We start from the raw sequence: 19,174 nt of genomic DNA, 5'->3' as shown, positions 1-19,174 counted from the left end.
CATTTGGATGGGTTAGGCACTGCTTCAGTAGGGCCACGGATGTTGCTATTCCATCCGAAAATTATCGATTCATTTGGGTAGACTTAGCTGACAGCATGTAAGTTCCTGATTCAGATTCCCGGTGACTATGGCGCGTACAGATATCCAAAACGCCCAGCGCATTCTATACGACTTCTTTCTCTTCAGTGTTCAAACAGAGCCAGCAGATACTGTGTTGGCTACCTTTCGCCGTTTATTTATAGATTATGTCGAGTCTTCCACCGAGTCCGATCTACCCGTTGCCCTATATTCCATCGTCATCGCCAATAGTGAACAGCAGTTTCTCTTCACCCTCAAACGTGTTTGCTACATTTTGATCAATAACTGGGGAATTCAACGACAGCCAGACGCGATCCAAAACCTGATCAAAATGTTTGACGATCGAGTCCTGATGCGGGCGGGATTTTCCCTGATTCTTAAGCGGCTACGCAGTTGGATGCAGGACTTTGTCCTGAGTCAGGACTTCCAAGACCTGAAGCTATTTGCCTCCCGCTACAACCAAAACGAACATTGGAGTGGACGATACACCTCCTACCTATTAGCCCCCCAGTACCTCAACCTAAATAATCCCCTGGAGCAGCGGGAAGCGGCTCGTAACCTCTCCTTTCAACTCAAGTCTAAGTTTCGCTTTGACTTGGCCATGTATACGGCAAAAACCCAGATGGAATCCCCCAGTACCACGGTAGATAACCCGACGGTTCTAGGGGAAGCGGCGATCAATTTGATCAAAATGCTGTTGATGCAGCCAGGGCAATTTGGCTATGAGAACCTGGCTAATTTATTACATAGGCAGTGCGATCAACTGAACTATTGGGACTTTAAGCGCGCCCTCTTGCACTATTTGGTCTATGCCCTGCCAAGGGGACCCCTCACCCAAACCCTCAAGGCACAACTGCCTGATGTCGCATTGATGTTTTATGGTCGTCATAATGAAGATGCCCTGACCGATGCCTTGATTTTGCGCACCTGTAAACGTGTGGTGGATAGTTTCACCACTGAGGATGGCGAGAACCCTGCTACTTTTTTCAGCATGTTTCTTGCCCAGGGTAATCCCCTCGTGCTGGTGATTATATTGCTCAAAGTTGCTTTATTTTGCCCCCACGTCCAGTCCCATCTTGAACTCCGCATTGCGAGCCTCATTCGCTACTACGAGGCCTACTCAGAGGAAGACTGCCGCTGGGTGATTAACTTTTTTGAGGTGTTTCGGATCACGTTTACGGTGTATGCCAGCGGCACTATGTACAACCTAGTGCGAGTTGCTAACAGCGATCCAACAGATTCACCCCTCAGCACCTATCGGGTTTTCTCCCAGCTGCGGGACCAGCCAATTGAATTGGGCCCCATGACTGCAAACATTAAACACAGCCAGCTGACCGAAAAATTCCCCCATCCATTGCAGCTGCCGCTCGAAATTCCCAACCTTGCGGTCAATCCTATGGTCAGAGCGATCGCCAGCTAAGTTCTATTGAAGGGTTTCTGGCTGCTTGCCTAGTCTTGCTGGCGAGAAAATTGATAGGCTCCGATGGCGGAAAGTGCGATCGCAACCACCACCAGCACCGGAATCGAGTACCAAGGAAACTGAACTAGAGGCTGATAGGCTGCCGCCCGCAACCCAACCGTTGCATAGGTGAGGGGAAACAGGTACACAATGCCCTTGAGCACCGTCGGCAGCGTGGACGGATCAAAAAATGTCGCCCCTAAAAACGACATGGGCACAATCAAAAAGTTATTAAATAACCCCACACTCTCCAGGGACTTAACGTTTAGGCCTACAATCACACCCAAACCAGCAAAGACAGCGCAGTTTAGGACCAGCAACAGCAAAAATAGGGGATTAGTAAAGCTCCACACATCGCGGGTACACAGCACCGCCACCAAAATCACGGAGCCAGCCGTTAACACCCCCCGGATAATTCCCGCCAGCATTTTTCCCAGATAGATTGCCAGGGGGTGAACCGGAAATAACAGGATTTCCTCAAAATTCTTGGTAAATAGCCGCTCCCCACAGATGGAGAACGTAGTCCCGCCAAAGCTAATCACCATGGACGATAGGGCCACCATCCCCGGCAAAATAAACTCCAAATAGCTGTCCCCCACGGGTGGGGGGGCGACCTGATCTAGGGAACTGCCCAAACCTAAGCCAAAAGCCAAAATGTAAATCAACGGGGACACTAGCCCGGATGCCGCCACCTGGGGTATGCGTACCCGCAAATCTAACCAGTCGCCCCAAAAGATGGTCAAACTATCAGCCATTAGGGTACGTAGCGACTGGTTTTTTAAGAGTTGCACAGCAGGATTTGAAGAAACTTTTAAGTATATCTTTATTATCGACGGCAATGGACCGGTTTGCACCGTCTGATTTGGAACCCTGATTTGGAACCACAACAGACGGTGATGGGGAAGCTCAGAAACTCTGAAGAACTATTACGCTTCCTCACAAACAATGTAAACAACGGCATACGCAGTGATAAATTTATGAGCGACAAGGTTGAGAGATAATATTTCCATGTCTGAAGAAATTACTGGCAAAACTCCGATCTTTGGTGGCAGTACAGGTGGTCTCCTCTCTGCTGCTGAACGGGAAGAAAAGTATGTCATCACTTGGAGCAGCGCAAAGGAGCAAGCCTTTGAAATGCCCACTGGTGGTGCCGCTATCATGAATGCAGGCGAGAATATGCTTTACCTTGCTCGCAAAGAGCAGTGCTTAGCTCTCAGCCGTCAACTTAAGACTAAGTTTAAGCCCAGAATTACTGACTATAAGATTTACCGCGTCCTACCCACTGGCGAAACCACCTACTTGCACCCTGCGGATGGTGTCGTGCCTGAGAAGGTGAACGAAGGTCGTGATTACAACGGCAAGAAGGATCGCAATATCGGTGCAAACCCTGATCCTGCAACTATTAAGTTCAGTGGAAATCAGCCTTACGATGTCTAGATGACATCCAGTCATCGCTGCTTACCAGCTGCTTCCTTTTTTAGCAGTTGACTTAAAGTTAACCACGATGGTTTTGAAGAGGCAGTCCACAGGCTGCCTCTTTTTAATGGCAATTAATGGTGTAGCCAAGGCCCTGTAATGCATTAAAACCTTTGTGAGTCCCATGGGCGTTTTAGCTCAATGCTTTTAAGGGCGATGAATTATCCTACCAATGGGACCAACGCAATAAGTTCATTGCAGCGCTTTTTGCGGCTTGACTGTTTTCCCAATTGCTTGCCAAGGTCTTAAACCATAAGGCAGGCTGAATGAACATCGCCCCTATCCAAAACCCTGCTTCCTCCAACGGGGAACTCCAGGGTGCCCCCCGGATGGGGTTTATGCCCATAGCCCAAACCCTCCATGATTTTTCCAGATCTGTCCACGTTCGCTAAACTCGCGCAGCAGGGTAACTTTGTGCCGGTATACCAAGAGTGGGTTGCCGATTTGGATACTCCTGTATCGGCTTGGTGCAAGGTGTGTGCGGGGCAGCCCTATAGCTTTTTACTAGAATCCGTTGAAGGGGGCGAAAATATTGGCCGTTACAGTCTGCTGGGTTGTGATCCACTGTGGGTTTTAGAGTCACGGGGTCAAACCACCACCCAACGGTTTCGGGATGGTACTGAACAAACGTTTACGGGTAATCCGTTTGACATCCTGGCGAACTGCCTCTCTCCCTATCGACCGGTCAAACTGCCAGAACTACCACCGGGCATTGGGGGACTGTTTGGCTTTTGGGGCTATGAGCTGATCACTTGGATTGAGCCCACCGTAACCACCCACCCGTCTCAAGCTGATGATTTACCGGACGGTCTGTGGATGCAGGTGGATAGCTTACTGATTTTTGACCAGGTTAAACGGAAGATCTGGGCGGTCAGCTATGCCGACCTGCGCGATCCGGATGTGGATCTGGAGCAAGCCTATGGGTTAAGTTGCGATCGCATCACCAACCTAGTCCACAAACTGAACCTGCCCCTAGCCAGTCAAGACAGCCGCCTCGCCTGGACCCCTCCCGGCCGCAACCAAGCGGCCGAACTCAGCTACACCAGCAACCGCAGCAAAGACGAATTTTGCCAGAGTGTAGAAACGGCCAAGGCCCACATTAAGGCGGGCGATATTTTCCAGGTAGTGATCTCCCAACGACTGACCACCAACTACAGTGGCAACCCATTTGACCTCTATCGGTCCTTACGGCTGGTCAACCCGTCCCCCTACATGGCCTACTTCAACTTCCAAGACTGGCAGATCATTGGCTCCAGTCCTGAAGTGATGGTCAAAGCCACCCGCGAAGGGGAGGACAAGACCCTGACCGCTGTACTACGCCCCATCGCGGGGACCCGTCCCCGTGGCAAAACAGCGGCTGAAGATGATGCCTATGCTGCGGACCTCATGGCCGACCCCAAGGAAATTGCCGAGCATGTCATGCTGGTGGATTTGGGCCGCAATGATTTGGGTCGTGTGTGTACCAGTGGGACCGTCACCGTTGATCAGTTAATGATCATCGAACGCTATTCCCACGTGATGCACATTGTGAGTAATGTCGTCGGTGAACTAGCAGCGGACAAAACAGCTTGGGACTTACTGAAGGCTTCCTTTCCGGCAGGCACAGTCAGCGGTGCCCCTAAAATTCGCGCCATGCAGATCATTAACGATCTGGAGCCCTGCCGCCGGGGTCCCTATTCGGGTGTTTATGGCTACTACGACTTTGAAGGACAACTCAACAGCGCCATTACCATCCGCACCATGGTGGTAGAGAGTAAAGACGATGGCAGTCATCGCATCAGTGTCCAGGCTGGTGCAGGTCTCGTCGCTGATTCCGTCCCTGAAAACGAGTACCAGGAAACCCTAAATAAGGCCCGAGCCATGCTCGAAGCAGTGCGGTGCTTACAGGCATAAGTCCCAGTCTTAGGCCTCAATCCAACCTCTTAATCGCCGATCAAGCCCGACAGAGTCGGTACTTTAAGCCCTAGCCATTGCCTGTCCCTTGACAATCTTATAAACCATCAAAGCCGACATCACCAGCACAGGAGTCACTGCTACCCCCAACAGTCCGTTAACCCAGGAACCAAAAACTGTATCCATAAAGATAACACTCAGGATCATGAAGGGTATGAACACCACTAGGCCGATCGCAAACAGGGGCCGAAAAATTTCCCACCAGCGTCCCTCAGTCATAGCCCAGCTAGTCTTCAGTGCATCCATGGGAGCTTGACGCTCCAACATCACCTCGTACTGTGAGGCAAAGAGTCTGACTGATAAATAAATACCGGGCACCACTAGCAGCATAAAACTCGGAATTAAAATAACCAGTAACAGCAGTGTCAGCAGAATCAGGTGGGCCGCTCGCTGCCAGGCCATGCTCAAGGCAGTCCCCAGATCCACCTTTTCGTTCGCCAAGGCTCGATTGACCAATACGATACTGGCCCCACCTAAAATGGGTGCCACCACGATCGCCACTAAAACATTGACAATAGCCTTCAAAGTCAATGTGGGAATCAGCAGTGGCAGGATATTGATAGGTAAGGCCAACAATGCAACCGGCACAAATACCGGCCCCACTCGGCTCAAAGCACTACCGATAATGCCTCCTGGGCTTAAAGACGTCTGTGTCATGGTGTGTCTCAACAATATGGACTGATAACACCTCCAAGGTTAACGTTTAGGCTAGAAAGCCCTAGGCACAACGTTTAAAAACGCAACATAGTCCAGATGACTCGTGCAGGGAATCATCTGGACTATGTTGTTGTCTCATTCTGATGAACTTAGGGGTAAAGACTAGGGGGAAACAGTTCTGCCAACATCAGGTTAGTTACAGCAGATGCAGGAACTTATCCTCTTTACCCAGGGCTTTAACCGCATCCTTAATTTCCTGAGTACGGTCCTTTTTCACAATCAGCGTAGCGTTGCCATCCCGCACCACCACCACATCCTCTAGGCCAATAGTGACCACCACCTCCTCGTCATTAGAGGAGTACACAATGCAGCCATTGGTATCGTGGGCCTGATGTTCACACATGTCCACATTAGCTGCATCTCCCTTCATCAGACGCTCGATGGCATTCCAGTCCCCCAAGTCATCCCAGCCAAAGTTGGCGGGCATCACATAGGCTTTTTGGGTTTTTTCCATCACTGCGTAGTCAATGCTGAGCTTTTCTAGCTCGGCATAGGCATCAACACCTTTGCTCAGCAGGGGCCCCATCAATTCTGGCGCATAGGTCTTGAGTTCGTCGATCATCACCCCAGCGGGGAAAATGAACATACCGCTGTTCCAGCTATAGCGACCGCTGGCCAGGAATTCTTCAGCAACGCTGTGCTCTGGCTTCTCCGTGAAGCGGCTCACCCGATAGGCCGCCAGATCGCCATATTGTCCCGCATCGTCCCCCTGCTCAATATAGCCGTAGCCCGTGGAGGGGAAGGTGGGTTGAATACCCAGGGTGGCAATGGCCCCTTGGCTCTGGGCCAAGTCAGCCGCTGCGCGGATAGTGGCGCAAAACTTGGGTTCATCGGTGATGTAGTGATCGGCGGGGAAGAAACATGCGATCGCATCATCCCCATGGCGCTTAGCCACTTCCAACGTCGCCCAAGCCACAGCTGGTGCCGTATCCCGCCCCTGGGGCTCCACCAAAATATTTTCCACTGGCAGCTCTGGCAACTGCTGTTTGACACCTTCGGCCAAATGGGCCGCCGTAATCACCCAAATCGCCTCCCAGCCACCGGACAAGGGCAACAGGCGATCGGCTGTAGACTGCATCAAACTGCGACCACTGCCATCTAAACAGAGAAATTGCTTGGGATGATTCAGGCGACTGACCGGCCAAAAACGCTCCCCTTTGCCACCCGCCAAAATAATTGGCACTAATTTAGGAGTTTGATTGATAGGTTGTGTCATTGCTTACTTAATAAAGTTAGATTACAGAGTTAAAATGTTTTAACCTTATAGATTTCTGAATAATATTAGCGATTCAGTAAAACATACAGTGCAGAATCAGCTTAATATTAGTTAACTTATTACCTATGTGTAGAACGCATCAAATACCTCAAAAGGTGCTTGTCGAAAGCAACCATAGGGGCAAGCATAAAAAAGGCATCTCCATAGGACTCCATTGCTTAGTAATCCCTCAAAATGTCAAATCCCATGCTGAACTCCGATGTGGGAGAGCGTAAATTGACTATGAGGCCTGCCATCAGCTCTTTGTTTAACCATCTGCTCTTGGGCTGAGCAATTTTTAATAAATTCTCCTATGCTTCCTTCGCCGTCACCCGAGTCAGACTCCACTCCTGCAGCAGCCATGCCTAAGCGTCGTGCATTCTTTAGCAACGTCGTTCGAGTGTTTGCCTGGACTGGCATTTTTGGCACCACTGCCCTGGTTTCTGCAGCGGCGGGAGCAGCCTTTATATTGACGGTGCCATTACCTAAGATTTTAGGGGAAGCAACGGCCACCCCACCCCTGAGCGATTTGTGGCAATCTGGTTTTCGCTATCAGGTCTCTCGCCCAGTCACCATCTTAGTCATGGGGCTAGACGAAGCAAGGGATATTGATGGCGCAGCTGCAACGGATTTAGTCGGTCGCACTGACACCATGTTGCTGGCCAGGATTGACCCTGAGGATGAAGCGATCAACGTGATGTCGATTCCACGGGATACCCGCGTGGAAATTCCAGGCTATGGCATCGATAAAATTAACCAGGCCAATGTAGAGGGAGGGGCAGAACTCGCTGCCCAAACCGTCAGTTATAACTTTAACGAGGTTGAAATCGACCGCTATGTGCGGGTCAGCACGGCGGCTTTCCGCGAAATTGTGGATTTGATTGGTGGTGTGGAGGTCTTTGTACCCAAGGCCATGCAATACGAGGATAAAACCCAGGGCTTAGTGATTGATTTAGAGCCCGGTTGGCAAACCCTCAATGGGAACGAAGCGGAGCAATTTGCCCGTTTTCGTCAGGATAATCTCGGGGATATTGGCCGAGTGCAGCGGCAGCAAGTGTTACTGAAAGCTCTGCGCGATCGCATGCTAAATCCAACAGTGATCACCCAGCTGCCCCAGATTGTCCGCATTTTGCAAAATCACATCGATACCAATCTTTCCACCGAAGAGATATTGGCCCTCGCAGGCTTTGGTTTGCAACTCGATCGAGAAGCCCTGAGCATGGTGATGCTGCCAGGGCGGTTTAGTGACCCTGCGGAATATCAAGCCAGTTACTGGGTTGCTGATCCCAATGGCACTAACGAGGTCATGGAGCAGTTCTTTGATATCGAGCCAACGGCCGTGTTAGCTAACGATACTCCCCAACCCTCCATCAGCCGTCTGCGCATAGCGGTGCAAAACGCATCTCGGGATCCCTACATGGGCGAAGCAGTGGTCCAACATTTGCAAAAGGAAGGCTTTCGCAATGTTTATCTGGTAAATGACTGGCCCGGATTTAATCATCAGACATCGATCATCGCCCAGCGGGGAAACATCAATGGGGCTGATTTTGTTGAATCCGTCTTGGGTGCCGGTAAAGTCGTAGCTGACTCCACCGGTGACCTAGAGTCAGACCTCACCATCCGTGTAGGTGATGACTGGAGTGAACAAATGGTTCAGTATGAATCTTCAATCGATTGAGCATCACGACTTTTTTTGCCAGCCTATGATTGCTCATCCCCCCTCTGACTCAGACAGCTCTGCTCCATTGGGTTCAATTATCTCCAAGATGTTGGTTACCTTACCCCTGGCAATCGCGTTAGCCGGTTTTTGGGTGCTACTAGCCGCAAAACCGGCCCAATAAAGCCGCAGCACAACCGAATCCTCAGCCAAGATGCGCTACCCCTGCTGACCTAGCTTAATGCCTGCATTAACGGCGACCATGAGGACACCTCGGTCATCAGGGTACGATACCCCAAGACATTTGGATGCAGTCCATCTCCACAGAGCCGTTCATTACACCAATCGTCCCCCTGGGAGCGCCACCGCTGATATAGATCTAGATAGGCAATCTGCCGGTGGTCACAGGCGTGGCGAATAATTTGATTGTATCGGGCCTGATCGCCACGGGAAAAGTGCAGCACATCGGCATAGGGCATCTGAGCTTCATTGACAGGCACCATGCCAACAAAAAATGTGGGACAAAGCTGCACGGCCTGATCGAGCAAGCGATCTAACTCACGAGTGAAAGTGGCCTCATCGGTCATGGGTCGGCCGGTGGAGCGCCCCAAACGCGCACAGTCATTTAACCCGACGGACAGCACCAAAATATCGGGCACTCGACGGCGCAGTTCGCCCCGCAGCTTAAATTCGTCTTCGAGCCTGGCGGATACTTGCTGGACGCCATCCCCCCGTACCCCGAGATTGTAAATAATTGGCCCTGGCTGCGCTGGGTCCATCCACTGACGGCGCAAACGCTCAACCCAGCCTCCGCCTTCGGTGTCACCATAGCCATAAATCAGACTATCCCCCACCATCACTACCTTTTTGGGATGGGTTGTTTGATACTGACCGCTAACGGCGGGACGAGCTATAAGGGCAGCCATATAAAACTTAAAACCTAACGGGCGGAATAACGGACTATTGCCTCTAGGTCTAATGACTAGGGCTGCAAGTCTGGCTCCCTGCAAATTAACATTTTGTACGGCTTCTTTTCAAATCTTTACCGTCAGTTTTACTATTTTTTTGTTTTATTAAGTCCACCCATAACCAAACCCATAAGTTAAAACCCAGGGTGCGATCGCACCCTGGGTTGAGCATTCTTCAGAATTAAATGGTTATTTCGTCCCTAACCCATGATTCAGGTCTTAGATCAGGCTAATACCTAGTGGGCTAAGAGTTTAACTCATAGCAACATGGCTACGACCATAGGCCTGCTGAGCATCGTATCTAGGCTTGCCTTGAATACGGCTACCGGCGCCCATGACATCCATCGACATCCCCACGTCGGCGGCAGCCCGGCCCAGCAGAGACCGTTGACGGTTGGTCACAGCCAAGCGATTGCTAACGACTTGAAGCCTAGCAGATTCTTGAATAGACATACCAAAGGTCCTCCTAAAACAGTAAATCAACAGCATGGTGACAGTGTTATCCATGCTTACGGTTCTGATTATAGTCGAAAATTCTGTATATTTTGATACTTTTTTGATCTTTAGTTTTATGAATCCCCCTTTAGGGTCTATCTCGTTTGGCTCCCATGGTCACAAATCGCCCATGAGCCAAGTCTCAACCATAAAAAACGCCAGTCCTAAGACTGGCGTCTGGCCAAAGGAGCCGATTAAATCAACGGTGAGTTACAAATTAGCAATCGTAGTACAGAGCCAACTCATAAGGATGGGGGCGAATATCCATCGGGATAACTTCCGTATCTAGCTTGTAGGAAATCCAGTTTTGGATAAAGTCCTCATTAAAGACACCGCCTACGGTCAGAAACTCATGATCGCTCTCTAGGGCTGATAGGGCTTCCTTTAGGGACCCCGGTGTAGACGCAATCTTAGCCAGCTCCTCAGGACTCAGCTCATAAATATCCTGATCAATCGGTGCCGGGGGCTCAATCTTATTCTTGATCCCATCTATACCCGCGCATAGCATGGCAGCAAAGGCGAGATAAGGATTTGCCGTAGGATCGGGACAGCGGAACTCTAAACGCTTCGCCTTAGGATTATCCCCGGATAGGGGAATCCGCACGGCGGCAGAACGATTACCGTTCGAGTACACCAGGTTCACCGGCGCTTCAAAACCAGGGACCAAGCGCTTATAGGAGTTAGTACTGGGGTTCGTAAACGCCAGCAGGGCAGGGGCGTGTTTGAGAATACCACCAATGTAGTGGGTGGCCAGCTCACTTAAGCCCGCATATCTATCACCCGCCATCAGGGGCTGACCGTTTTTCCACAGGGACTGGTGGGTGTGCATGCCAGAACCATTGTCCTCAAACAGAGGCTTGGGCATGAAAGTAACGGTCTTGCCATACTTCTTGGCAACGTTCTTAATGCAATACTTGTAGGTCATCAACCAGTCAGCTGCTTCGATCATTTCGCCAAAGCGGAAACCCAACTCGCACTGGCCACCGGTTGCCACCTCGTGGTGATGCTTCTCAATAGGCACACCGCAGTCTGCCATGGTGAGCAACATTTCAGTCCGCATATCCTGGGAAGTATCCGTGGGGGATACAGGGAAATACCCTCCCTTGAAAGCAGGCTTATAGCCCAGGTTGCCACCTTCCTCTTCACGCCCTGTATTCCAACGACCTTCCACAGAGTCTACGTAGTAGTAGCTAGAGTGAGAATTGGTGTCGTAGCGGACATCGTCAAAAATGAAAAACTCAGCCTCGGGGCCGAAGTAAGCGGTGTCACCGATACCCGTGGCATTCAAGTAATCTAAGGCTTTGCTAGCAATGACACGAGGACATCGGTCATACCATTCACCCGTACGAGGCTCCTTAATGGAGCACACCATACTGAGGGTAGGTTCTTTCATGAATGGGTCGATCCATGCAGTTTTAGGATCGGGCACCATGGACATGTCTGACTCGTTGATTGCCTTCCATCCACGGATACTAGAGCCATCAAAGGCCACACCTTCAGTGAAGCTACTTTCATCGATTTGGCTGCGATGTAACGTAAGGTGTTGCCAAATGCCTGGCAAGTCGATGAACTTCAGATCAATCATTTTAATGTCTTGATCATTGATCATCTGCAAAACTTCTGCAGCAGTTTGAGCCATGGATTACTCCTTTTTATGCATTCACTAAAGCCGTCTTAAAAAATGCTGTGGCTAACTAAAATCATGGATTGGTCGAGGATATTGGCCCTGGGCACCATCCTCAAACTGATTTAAACCAAAGATCCGCAGCACCCAGCAAAAATCAAGGGAATGTGGGCTTTGTCGTCAAAATAGGCCACATCTTAATAACGGCCAAGACATTAAACAATGGGTGGGGCTCAAAATATGAACCTGTTAGGAATTTTCTAGATTCCGCAGGAGTCGTAGGCATATCCGTTGGACTTAGACCATTTAGCTTGGACCATGGGCCCATGAATCGAGCAAAGATCACCCATTCCCAGCAAACCCTATAAAACCTTTAATGGCGGCTATACACCAAAGGTTTATGACGCCCCTGAACCGATCACCTGTGGTTGAGCAACTATAGGCATTTACTCTGACTACTAGGCTTGGATCATCCTAGAAACAGTAATCCCGATATTTTGTATCAAGGAATACTAAATTCAGTTTCTCTGGAAACTTAAACCCTGGTCCACGTTACTGTGTTCCCACCTATTTAGACGCCTTGGGTGCTCGTCTCGGCTCCAGTCAAAACATTACGAAAGATTGCTAATTGTAAAAAATAAGGGGTCTAATTTGTTTCTCCCTCGCCTGGATCGACTGCTGACAAGTCCACCATGGTAAACTTGGTTTTGGCATCCCATTGTTGTAATCGTTGTCGCTGAATGGATTCCAGGATTTCTAAGGCAGCGACAAAACACATGAAAAGGTGCCTAGGCAAGCAATCGGAACGCTCTTGAGCTGGTTCTCATATTGGTGACATGCCCTGTTTGGCGCGTCTTTAGAATGAGAACTTTCCTCCTAGCTTGGTCATAAGTTCCTATTTGTTTTTTTGAGTCGCACATTAATCGCACTGGGAGAAAGATTTCATGCGGGATACGGTGACAGGTTTAATTAGCACCTATGACATCACCGGTCGTTACCTCGATCGCGACGCCATTGATTCTTTAAAGGCTTACTTTGGCAGTGGCGCCGATCGAGTGAAGGCCGCTGCCTATATCAGCGCTAATGCTGCGAGCCTGGTAAAGGCTACAGGTGCTGCATTGTATGAGCGGGTACCTGAGTTACTTCGTCCAGGGGGTAACTCCTATACCACTAGGCGTTATGCCGCTTGTCTGCGGGATTTGGATTACTACTTGCGCTATAGCAGCTATGCACTGGTGGCAGGCAATTGTGATGTATTGACAGAGCGGGTGCTCAATGGTCTAAGGGAAACCTACAATTCGTTGGAAGTGCCTGTGGGACCCACGGTGATTGCTATCCAAATTATGAAGGATGTGCTTAAAGAGCAGCTGGCGGCTCAAGGGATTGAGAACACTTCATTTGTGGATGCGCCCTTTGATCATCTCACCCGTGAGCTAGGCGAAGTGAGCGTTTAAGCCACAGGTGAGATTAAAAGTTTTGCAGTGAGGTACTCGTCTGGGTGCCTCATTTTTTATGCCTCATGATGAATTATGTAGGAATTGACTTTGGTACCTCGGGGGCCAGGGCGATTGCCATTGATGCCACTGGTCAGGTGGTGGCGGAAACCCGTTGTCCATATCCATCCCAGCCGGAGGCGGAGGCGTGGCGTCACACCCTGTGGGCACTACTCGATCAGCTGCCAAGGGTGGTTTGCCAACGGGTAGGGGCCATGGCCATCGATGGTACATCAGGGACGGTTTTACTGTGCGATCGCAACCACACATCCCTCACCCAGCCGCTGCTCTACAATGACTCCCGGGGCGGCATCCCCTCGGCGGCACCGCCCATCAGTCCAGCCTACACCGCCACCTCTAGCCTGGCCAAAGCCCTATGGTGGCTCCACAACTTGTCCCAGCAAACCTTGGAGCAAGCCCATTACTTAGTCCACCAAGCAGACTGGCTCAGTAGCCTTCTCCACGGGAAACTGGGCATTAGCGACTACAACAATGCCCTGAAGCTGGGTTACGATCCCCAGATCCTCCGCTACCCTAGCTGGCTAACGGCCTTAGAAATCAGGCCCTGGCTGCCCCAGGTTCTCGCCCCTGGCACTGACATTGGCCCCATCCAGCCCGAGGTAGCCCAACGGTTTGGGCTACCCCCAACCTGCGTGATCAAAGCCGGCACCACGGACAGTATTGGAGCTTTTTTAGCCAGCGGTGCCAGTCTCCCAGGGGACGCCGTTACGTCCCTCGGCTCCACCCTGGTGCTCAAACTCCTGAGCCCCGTTGCCATTAGCGACAATAACAGCGGCATCTACAGCCACCGCCTGGGCCAGCAGTGGTTAGTGGGCGGTGCCTCTAACACAGGGGGGGCAGTGCTGAGCCATTACTTTAATCCGGCAGAATTGCGCACCCTGAGCCAGCAAATTCCCACCCCACTAAAGCCCAGCGGTCTGGATTACTATCCCCTGCTCACCCCTGGGGAACGCTTTCCCATTAACGATCCAACCCTAGCCCCTCGGCTGACACCACAGCCATCGGACCCCATACGGTTTCTCCATGGGTTGTTAGAAAGCATGGCCCGGATCGAAGCCTTAGGATATGAAAAACTCACCACCCTGGGGGGTGGGGCCGTCCATCGGGTCTATACCGCAGGTGGCGGGGCCCAAAACCCTGTTTGGCAACAGTTGCGAGCCCAAGCCCTAGGCATTCCGTTAGTCCCGTCTCTGCACACCGAAGCGGCCTACGGCACCGCTCGCCTAGCGGCTGGCTTAGTCCCCCTGAACCCATAAAAAAACAGCGCTTCTAAAGAAGCGCTGGCCACATAAAAATTGTTATCGCTCAAACTCTACTCAAACTCTACTTAAATTCTAGAAGTTGAGCTGATCGCCACGGCGATACTGCATATAGGCAGCTACAAACAAACCGGCCAACGTTATGGGAATGAGGCCTAAAACAATCCCTGACAGCAAAGGTTCAATCACGCCGTGTTTCCTCAATGACTTCAAAGCTGATAGAAATAATGCCAGCTACACATTACTTCGTCTTCCTTTATAGTAAGCCATTACTTTCATTGAGCCTAGTGTTCTGGCCTAGTTGTCCCGTGGGAGAAGCAGCAGATTTCACCCTGGGCATGGACAATCACACCGATTGCAAGAAAGAATCAGGGACAAAATAGCCCTACCTTAATAAAAACTATAGATTTCATAGACATTTTCAGGCAGAAACCGCTTGCACTGTATCCTAAGAAAACTTTAAACTAATTATTATATGCGTAATTAAAAAGTGTTACGTTCTACCTGTGACTCAAAACACAATCGATAGACCGTCTCCCACCGAATCAGCTCTAGATAATCAAGACAACCGTCTGGCCCTTCAGGTTGTCTTAGCTGTGCTCACTATTGTGCTGTGCATCGTTCTGGTGGTGTGGGGGATTCATAAGGTGGAAGTTTCCGATCCCTACGTACACGATGTTTTAGCTTCCACGGGCAATCTTGAACGGGGACAGCAGCTATTCTGGCAAAACTGCGCCACTTGCCATGGCCTTAATGGGATCGGCGAAGTGGGTCCCGATTTACAGCATGTGTCAGAGCGTAAGTCCCAGGTCGCCCTGATTAAGCAAGTGATTAGCGGCAAAACGCCACCGATGCCTCAGTTTCAGCCCAATACCCAGGATATGGCTGACCTTTTAGTATTTTTGGAAAATCTATAGACACTAATATCTACCAGCAAGTCACATGCCGTCGTACCTATGGGGCTTAGTCATAAGCACGAGGGCATGGTTAGTTAGTCATGGATGCTAAGCGCTAAAGTATTTAGCCACCGGATGATAGGTAATAATTGCCGTGGTGGACTCTTCGGGATAGAGCTGCTCGCTTTCATCCATGGACATGCCAATGCGGCTCACCCCTAAAATATCGAGCTGCTGAGCTTGGTCCGCCACATTGGGGCAGGCTGGGTAACCAAAGCTATAGCGACTCCCCTGATAGCGCTGGGCCAACATATCGCGAATGTTGTCGGGCTCTTGGTCGCCGTACCCCAGTTCTCTACGGATGCGAGCATGGCACCATTCCGCCATGGCCTCAGCCACCTGTACCGCTAACCCATGGAAGTAGAGATATTCGGTGTATTTATCTTCGGCAAAGAGCTGACGGGCATAGTTTGCAGAAATTTCTCCCACAGTAACCGCCTGCATGGGAAAGACATCGAATTGATTGCGCTCCTTGGGCAAGAAAAAGTCAGCAATACATAGACGACGGAGGGATTTCTGACGGGGAAACTCCCAGGTAAATAGAGGTTCTGCTCCATCTGGTTTAAGGCCCTGATCTATCACCGATGGATCGTATACATGGACAGAATTTCCCTCCGCAGTGCACGGGAAGTAGCCATATATCAGCTGGGGATGCAGTAAATTTTCATCCTGCACCTTCTTCTGCCAATGGGCCAGAATGGGATGAACCGTCTCCGCTAGAAACCCATCGTATGCTTCACGGGTTTGGTCCTTGGGTTTACGGAACTGCCACTGACCCACAAATAGGGCCTGCCGATCCAGATGCCAGTACAGTTCCTCCAGATCAAAGTCCTCGGGATTGAGGATTTGGGTGCCCCAGAATGGGGGGGTGGGGCGCGGAATATCGATATCCACCGCTTCAGACCGCTTCAGGTCAATCACCTTAGGCGCTTTGTTCTGCTCTTTTTTAACCCCGCCATTGAGTTCCGCTTCAGCCCGGTCAATGGCCTGACGTCCCTTTTGGTTGTATTGGGCGTAGTCGCCCAGAAAGCCTGCGTCATCTTGCCAACTGTCTGCTTTTTTGGCAGGCATCAGGCGATCCATAAAGGTCAGGTCAGCAAAGGCATCTTTGCCGTAAATCACTTGGCCGTTATAGACATCCTGGCAATCACCGTAGACAAACTTGGGCGTCAATGCCGCCCCGCCTAAAATCACCGGCACAGAAATGCCTTTGTCATTAAAGGTGCTCAGGTTATCTTTCATGAAGGCGGTGGATTTTACCAGCAGACCGCTCATGGCAATACAGTCGGGCTGGTGCTCCTCATAGGCCGCCACAATGGCATCGACGGTTTGTTTAATGCCGAGGTTAATCACTTTGTAGCCATTGTTGGTCAGAATGATGTCGACCAGGTTTTTGCCAATGTCATGGACATCCCCCTTGACGGTGGCAATCAGAAACTTACCCTTGCCAGAGTCATCGCCCTCTTCTTTTTCCATCAGCGGTTCTAGAAACGCCACCGCCGCTTTCATGGTCTGGGCCGACTGGAGCACAAAGGGCAGCTGCATTTGACCAGAGCCAAACAGTTCCCCCACAACTTTCATGCCATCGAGCAGAAAGGTATTGATAATTTGCAGCGGATCGTAGGGGGTATCGAGGGCAACTTGCAAGGCCACATCTAGGCCAATGCGTTCTCCGTCGATGATGTGCTGCTTCAGGCGTTCTTCAATGGGTAAGTCGGCTAATGAGGCGGACGACCGGGCATCCTTTGTGGTGACCCCTTCAAATAGGGTGGTGAGTTTACCTAGCGGATCGTAGGTGCAAATGTCACCATCAAATCCGCGGTTGTCATAAATCAGGTCTTTGCAAATTTTTTGATGGTCTGGCTCAATTTTGATGAGGGGCAAAATTTTGGCGGCGGAGACAATGGCCCCATCCATGCCCACCTGCATGGCCTCGTGCAAAAACATGGAGTTGAGAGTAATCCGTGCCGCTGGATTGAGGCCAAAGGAGACATTGGACACCCCCAGCATAAAGTGGACTCCGGGCAAATTCTGTTTAATAGTTTTAATCGCTTCAATGGTAGCTTTAGCGTTCTCCCGGTCTTCTTCAATGCCGGTGGAAATGGGCAGGGCCAGGGTATCAAAGAATAATTCGTGGGCAGGCAAACCGTAGGCTAAGGCGTCGTTATAGGCGCGCTGGGCAATTTTGAATTTTTGCTCGGCAGTGCGAGCCATGCCGTCTTCGTCAATGCAGCCGACAACAATGCCTGCTCCGTAGGTTTTGGCTAATTCTAGGACTTTGAAAAATCTCTCGTCACCGTCTTCGTAGTTGGTGGAGTTGAGGATGCATTTGCCACCTGCCACCTTGAGACCGGCTTCCATTTTGGTCCATTCGGTGGAGTCCAGCATCAGGGGCAGGGTGACATTGGTGACCAGACGCGACACGATTTCGTGCATGTCTGCTTCGCCGTTGCGACCGACGTAGTCAACGTTAACGTCGAGGATATGGGCTCCTTCTTTGACTTGGCTTTTTGCGATCGCAATCAACCCATCCCAATCATCCTGATTCAGCAGCTCTCGCACCTTGCGCGACCCACTGGCATTCAACCGCTCCCCAACGATCAAGAATGAATTGTCCTGTTCATAGGGCTGCGCCCCATAGATCGAAGCCGCCGCAGGCAGATAGTTCAACGCTGGCCGGACGGTTGGATACGGATCTGCTTCACCCAGGGCAGCTAAGGGCGATTTCCGCACCTTTCGTTGCTTTGGAGCCAGCTCCTGGGCAATCTCCGCCAGTGCCGCAATATGCTCAGGCCTAGTACCACAGCACCCGCCGATCACCTGCACCCCTAGGTCTTCCACAAACCGATGCAAGGCTATGCGCAACTCCATCGGCGTCAGCTTGTAATGGGCATGGCCACCAATATTCTCCGGCAGACCGGCATTGGGCACACAGGACACCACAAAGGGCGATGTTTCCGACAGATACTTCACATGCTCTGTCATCAGGTCAGGGCCAGTAGCGCAGTTAAGGCCCAGAATATCGATGGGGTAAGGTTCCAGAATACTCACCACCGCCGTAATATCTGACCCCACAAGCATGGTGCCCGTGGTCTCCATGGTCACCGACACCATCAGCGGCAGGCGCGCTCCTTTCTGCTCAAATACCGCCTCAATGGCATTCAGCGCCGCCTTAATTTGCAACACATCCTGGCAAGTTTCCACAATGAACAGATCCACCCCACCGTCATACAGCCCTTCTGCCTGCACCTGAAAGGCATACAGCAGCTCATCGTAGGTGATGTGCCCCAACGTGGGCAGTTTAGTCCCCGGCCCAATGGAGCCCGCAACAAATCTAGGTTTTTCAGGGGTGGAGAACTCTGTCGTACAGCCCTTGGCCAGTTCCGCCGCCAGCTTATTCATGGCATAGGCTTGGTCCTGCAGACCATATTCCGCCAAGACAAAGGTGCTGCCGCCAAAGGTATCCGTCTCAATCACATCGGCTCCCGCCGCCAGGAAATCACGATGGACTTTCGCCACCGCCTCTGGTTTCGTCACCACCAAATACTCATTACAACCCTCATACTCCAAGCCACCAAAGTCTTCAGCCGTTAGCTCTTGCACCTGAAGATTGGTGCCCATGGCCCCATCAAAAACAATCACGGGCCGTTCAGGGCTGTGTAGACGTTCCAGAAAAGTACTACGCATAGAAAGATAAGTGGCTCAAAAAGACGGTGACTATAGCTATTATTATCAACCTTATTAATCCATTGATTGGCAAATG

At 50.9% G+C, this 19,174-nt stretch carries 17 protein-coding genes; 7 read left to right on the top strand and 10 right to left on the bottom strand.

Annotation, left to right across the window (positions count from 1 at the left end):
* Nucleotides 1-127 precede the first annotated feature (127 nt).
* Nucleotides 128-1,498 carry a hypothetical protein gene (locus tag VB741_RS17245; protein WP_323366427.1) on the top strand — a complete coding sequence of 457 codons (1,371 nt, stop codon included), beginning with the start codon at nt 128-130 and terminating at the stop codon, nt 1,496-1,498.
* 29 nt (nt 1,499-1,527) lie between these two features.
* On the opposite strand, the gene VB741_RS17240 is transcribed toward VB741_RS17245, so the two are convergent.
* Nucleotides 1,528-2,292 carry an ABC transporter permease gene (locus tag VB741_RS17240; protein WP_442786383.1) on the bottom strand — a complete coding sequence of 255 codons (765 nt, stop codon included), beginning with the start codon at nt 2,290-2,292 and terminating at the stop codon, nt 1,528-1,530.
* Nucleotides 2,293-2,545: 253 nt separating this feature from the next.
* Here VB741_RS17240 and VB741_RS17235 point away from each other — a divergent pair, with 253 nt between their 5' ends.
* Complete coding sequence (locus VB741_RS17235; protein ID WP_323366425.1) at nt 2,546-2,974, top strand: photosystem I reaction center subunit II PsaD; 429 nt, start codon at nt 2,546-2,548, stop codon at nt 2,972-2,974.
* A gap of 399 nt (nt 2,975-3,373) precedes the next feature.
* Nucleotides 3,374-4,906 carry an anthranilate synthase component I family protein gene (locus tag VB741_RS17230; protein ID WP_323366424.1) on the top strand — a complete coding sequence of 511 codons (1,533 nt, stop codon included), beginning with the start codon at nt 3,374-3,376 and terminating at the stop codon, nt 4,904-4,906.
* 63 nt (nt 4,907-4,969) lie between these two features.
* Here the strand turns inward: VB741_RS17230 and VB741_RS17225 are convergent, their stop codons facing one another.
* Both VB741_RS17225 and VB741_RS17220 read right to left on the bottom strand, forming a co-directional pair.
* Entirely contained in the window at nt 4,970-5,623 is a 654-nt protein-coding gene (locus tag VB741_RS17225) for a hypothetical protein (protein ID WP_323366423.1), read from the bottom strand.
* Nucleotides 5,624-5,819: 196 nt separating this feature from the next.
* Nucleotides 5,820-6,899, bottom strand: coding sequence for a mannose-1-phosphate guanylyltransferase (locus VB741_RS17220; RefSeq protein WP_323366422.1), 1,080 nt, complete (start codon nt 6,897-6,899; stop codon nt 5,820-5,822).
* Nucleotides 6,900-7,299: 400 nt separating this feature from the next.
* Between VB741_RS17220 and VB741_RS17215 the strand changes: the two genes are divergently transcribed.
* A complete protein-coding gene (locus VB741_RS17215) occupies nt 7,300-8,616 on the top strand; it encodes an LCP family protein (RefSeq protein WP_323366421.1) in 1,317 nt (438 codons plus the stop codon).
* 33 nt (nt 8,617-8,649) lie between these two features.
* Here VB741_RS17215 and VB741_RS17210 read toward each other — a convergent pair whose 3' ends face one another.
* The 5 genes from VB741_RS17210 to VB741_RS17190 all read right to left on the bottom strand — a co-directional run bounded on the left by VB741_RS17210 (nt 8,650) and on the right by VB741_RS17190 (nt 12,460).
* Nucleotides 8,650-8,808 carry a hypothetical protein gene (locus tag VB741_RS17210; RefSeq protein WP_323366420.1) on the bottom strand — a complete coding sequence of 53 codons (159 nt, stop codon included), beginning with the start codon at nt 8,806-8,808 and terminating at the stop codon, nt 8,650-8,652.
* Nucleotides 8,809-8,828: 20 nt separating this feature from the next.
* Nucleotides 8,829-9,521 carry a GDSL-type esterase/lipase family protein gene (locus tag VB741_RS17205; RefSeq protein ID WP_323366419.1) on the bottom strand — a complete coding sequence of 231 codons (693 nt, stop codon included), beginning with the start codon at nt 9,519-9,521 and terminating at the stop codon, nt 8,829-8,831.
* Nucleotides 9,522-9,815: 294 nt separating this feature from the next.
* A complete protein-coding gene (locus tag VB741_RS17200) occupies nt 9,816-10,016 on the bottom strand; it encodes a hypothetical protein (RefSeq protein ID WP_323366418.1) in 201 nt (66 codons plus the stop codon).
* A gap of 259 nt (nt 10,017-10,275) precedes the next feature.
* Nucleotides 10,276-11,697: a type I glutamate--ammonia ligase gene (glnA, locus tag VB741_RS17195; RefSeq protein WP_323366417.1), complete on the bottom strand. Its 1,422-nt coding sequence runs from the start codon at nt 11,695-11,697 to the stop codon at nt 10,276-10,278.
* 631 nt (nt 11,698-12,328) lie between these two features.
* Nucleotides 12,329-12,460, bottom strand: coding sequence for a hypothetical protein (locus VB741_RS17190; RefSeq protein ID WP_323366416.1), 132 nt, complete (start codon nt 12,458-12,460; stop codon nt 12,329-12,331).
* Between the two features lie 166 nt (nt 12,461-12,626).
* On the opposite strand from VB741_RS17190, the gene apcB reads away from it, so the two are divergent.
* Together apcB and VB741_RS17180 are read left to right on the top strand one after the other, a co-directional pair.
* Complete coding sequence (gene apcB, locus VB741_RS17185) at nt 12,627-13,136, top strand: allophycocyanin subunit beta (RefSeq protein ID WP_323366415.1); 510 nt, start codon at nt 12,627-12,629, stop codon at nt 13,134-13,136.
* A gap of 65 nt (nt 13,137-13,201) precedes the next feature.
* Nucleotides 13,202-14,452 (top strand): FGGY-family carbohydrate kinase, encoded by a 1,251-nt coding sequence (locus VB741_RS17180; RefSeq protein ID WP_323366414.1) that lies wholly within the window; start codon nt 13,202-13,204, stop codon nt 14,450-14,452.
* A 78-nt stretch (nt 14,453-14,530) separates the two neighbouring features.
* Here the strand turns inward: VB741_RS17180 and petG are convergent, their stop codons facing one another.
* Nucleotides 14,531-14,644: a cytochrome b6-f complex subunit V gene (gene petG / locus VB741_RS17175; RefSeq protein WP_323366413.1), complete on the bottom strand. Its 114-nt coding sequence runs from the start codon at nt 14,642-14,644 to the stop codon at nt 14,531-14,533.
* A gap of 317 nt (nt 14,645-14,961) precedes the next feature.
* Here petG and VB741_RS17170 point away from each other — a divergent pair, with 317 nt between their 5' ends.
* Nucleotides 14,962-15,372 (top strand): cytochrome c, encoded by a 411-nt coding sequence (locus VB741_RS17170; RefSeq protein WP_323366412.1) that lies wholly within the window; start codon nt 14,962-14,964, stop codon nt 15,370-15,372.
* Between the two features lie 87 nt (nt 15,373-15,459).
* On the opposite strand, the gene metH is transcribed toward VB741_RS17170, so the two are convergent.
* A complete protein-coding gene (gene metH, locus VB741_RS17165) occupies nt 15,460-19,098 on the bottom strand; it encodes a methionine synthase (RefSeq protein ID WP_323366411.1) in 3,639 nt (1,212 codons plus the stop codon).
* Nucleotides 19,099-19,174 lie beyond the last annotated feature (76 nt).

Origin of the sequence: Leptothoe sp. PORK10 BA2, assembly GCF_034932105.1 — a bacterium.
Taxonomy (GTDB): Bacteria; Cyanobacteriota; Cyanobacteriia; order Phormidesmidales; family Phormidesmidaceae; genus Leptothoe.
This window is presented reverse-complemented; position numbering and strand designations above follow the sequence as displayed.

Bases quoted from the DNA above. Each gene is read 5' to 3' on its own strand.
- VB741_RS17245 (WP_323366427.1), top strand. From the start codon at position 128: ATGGCGCGTACAGATATCCAAAACGCCCAGCGCATTCTATACGACTTC.
- VB741_RS17240 (WP_442786383.1), bottom strand. From the start codon at position 2,292: ATGGCTGATAGTTTGACCATCTTTTGGGGCGACTGGTTAGATTTGCGG.
- VB741_RS17235 (WP_323366425.1), top strand. From the start codon at position 2,546: ATGTCTGAAGAAATTACTGGCAAAACTCCGATCTTTGGTGGCAGTACA.
- VB741_RS17230 (WP_323366424.1), top strand. From the start codon at position 3,374: ATGATTTTTCCAGATCTGTCCACGTTCGCTAAACTCGCGCAGCAGGGT.
- VB741_RS17225 (WP_323366423.1), bottom strand. From the start codon at position 5,623: ATGACACAGACGTCTTTAAGCCCAGGAGGCATTATCGGTAGTGCTTTG.
- VB741_RS17220 (WP_323366422.1), bottom strand. From the start codon at position 6,899: ATGACACAACCTATCAATCAAACTCCTAAATTAGTGCCAATTATTTTG.
- VB741_RS17215 (WP_323366421.1), top strand. From the start codon at position 7,300: ATGCCTAAGCGTCGTGCATTCTTTAGCAACGTCGTTCGAGTGTTTGCC.
- VB741_RS17205 (WP_323366419.1), bottom strand. From the start codon at position 9,521: ATGGCTGCCCTTATAGCTCGTCCCGCCGTTAGCGGTCAGTATCAAACA.
- VB741_RS17200 (WP_323366418.1), bottom strand. From the start codon at position 10,016: ATGTCTATTCAAGAATCTGCTAGGCTTCAAGTCGTTAGCAATCGCTTG.
- glnA (WP_323366417.1), bottom strand. From the start codon at position 11,697: ATGGCTCAAACTGCTGCAGAAGTTTTGCAGATGATCAATGATCAAGAC.
- VB741_RS17190 (WP_323366416.1), bottom strand. From the start codon at position 12,460: ATGTGTTTTGTCGCTGCCTTAGAAATCCTGGAATCCATTCAGCGACAA.
- apcB (WP_323366415.1), top strand. From the start codon at position 12,627: ATGCGGGATACGGTGACAGGTTTAATTAGCACCTATGACATCACCGGT.
- VB741_RS17180 (WP_323366414.1), top strand. From the start codon at position 13,202: ATGATGAATTATGTAGGAATTGACTTTGGTACCTCGGGGGCCAGGGCG.
- metH (WP_323366411.1), bottom strand. From the start codon at position 19,098: ATGCGTAGTACTTTTCTGGAACGTCTACACAGCCCTGAACGGCCCGTG.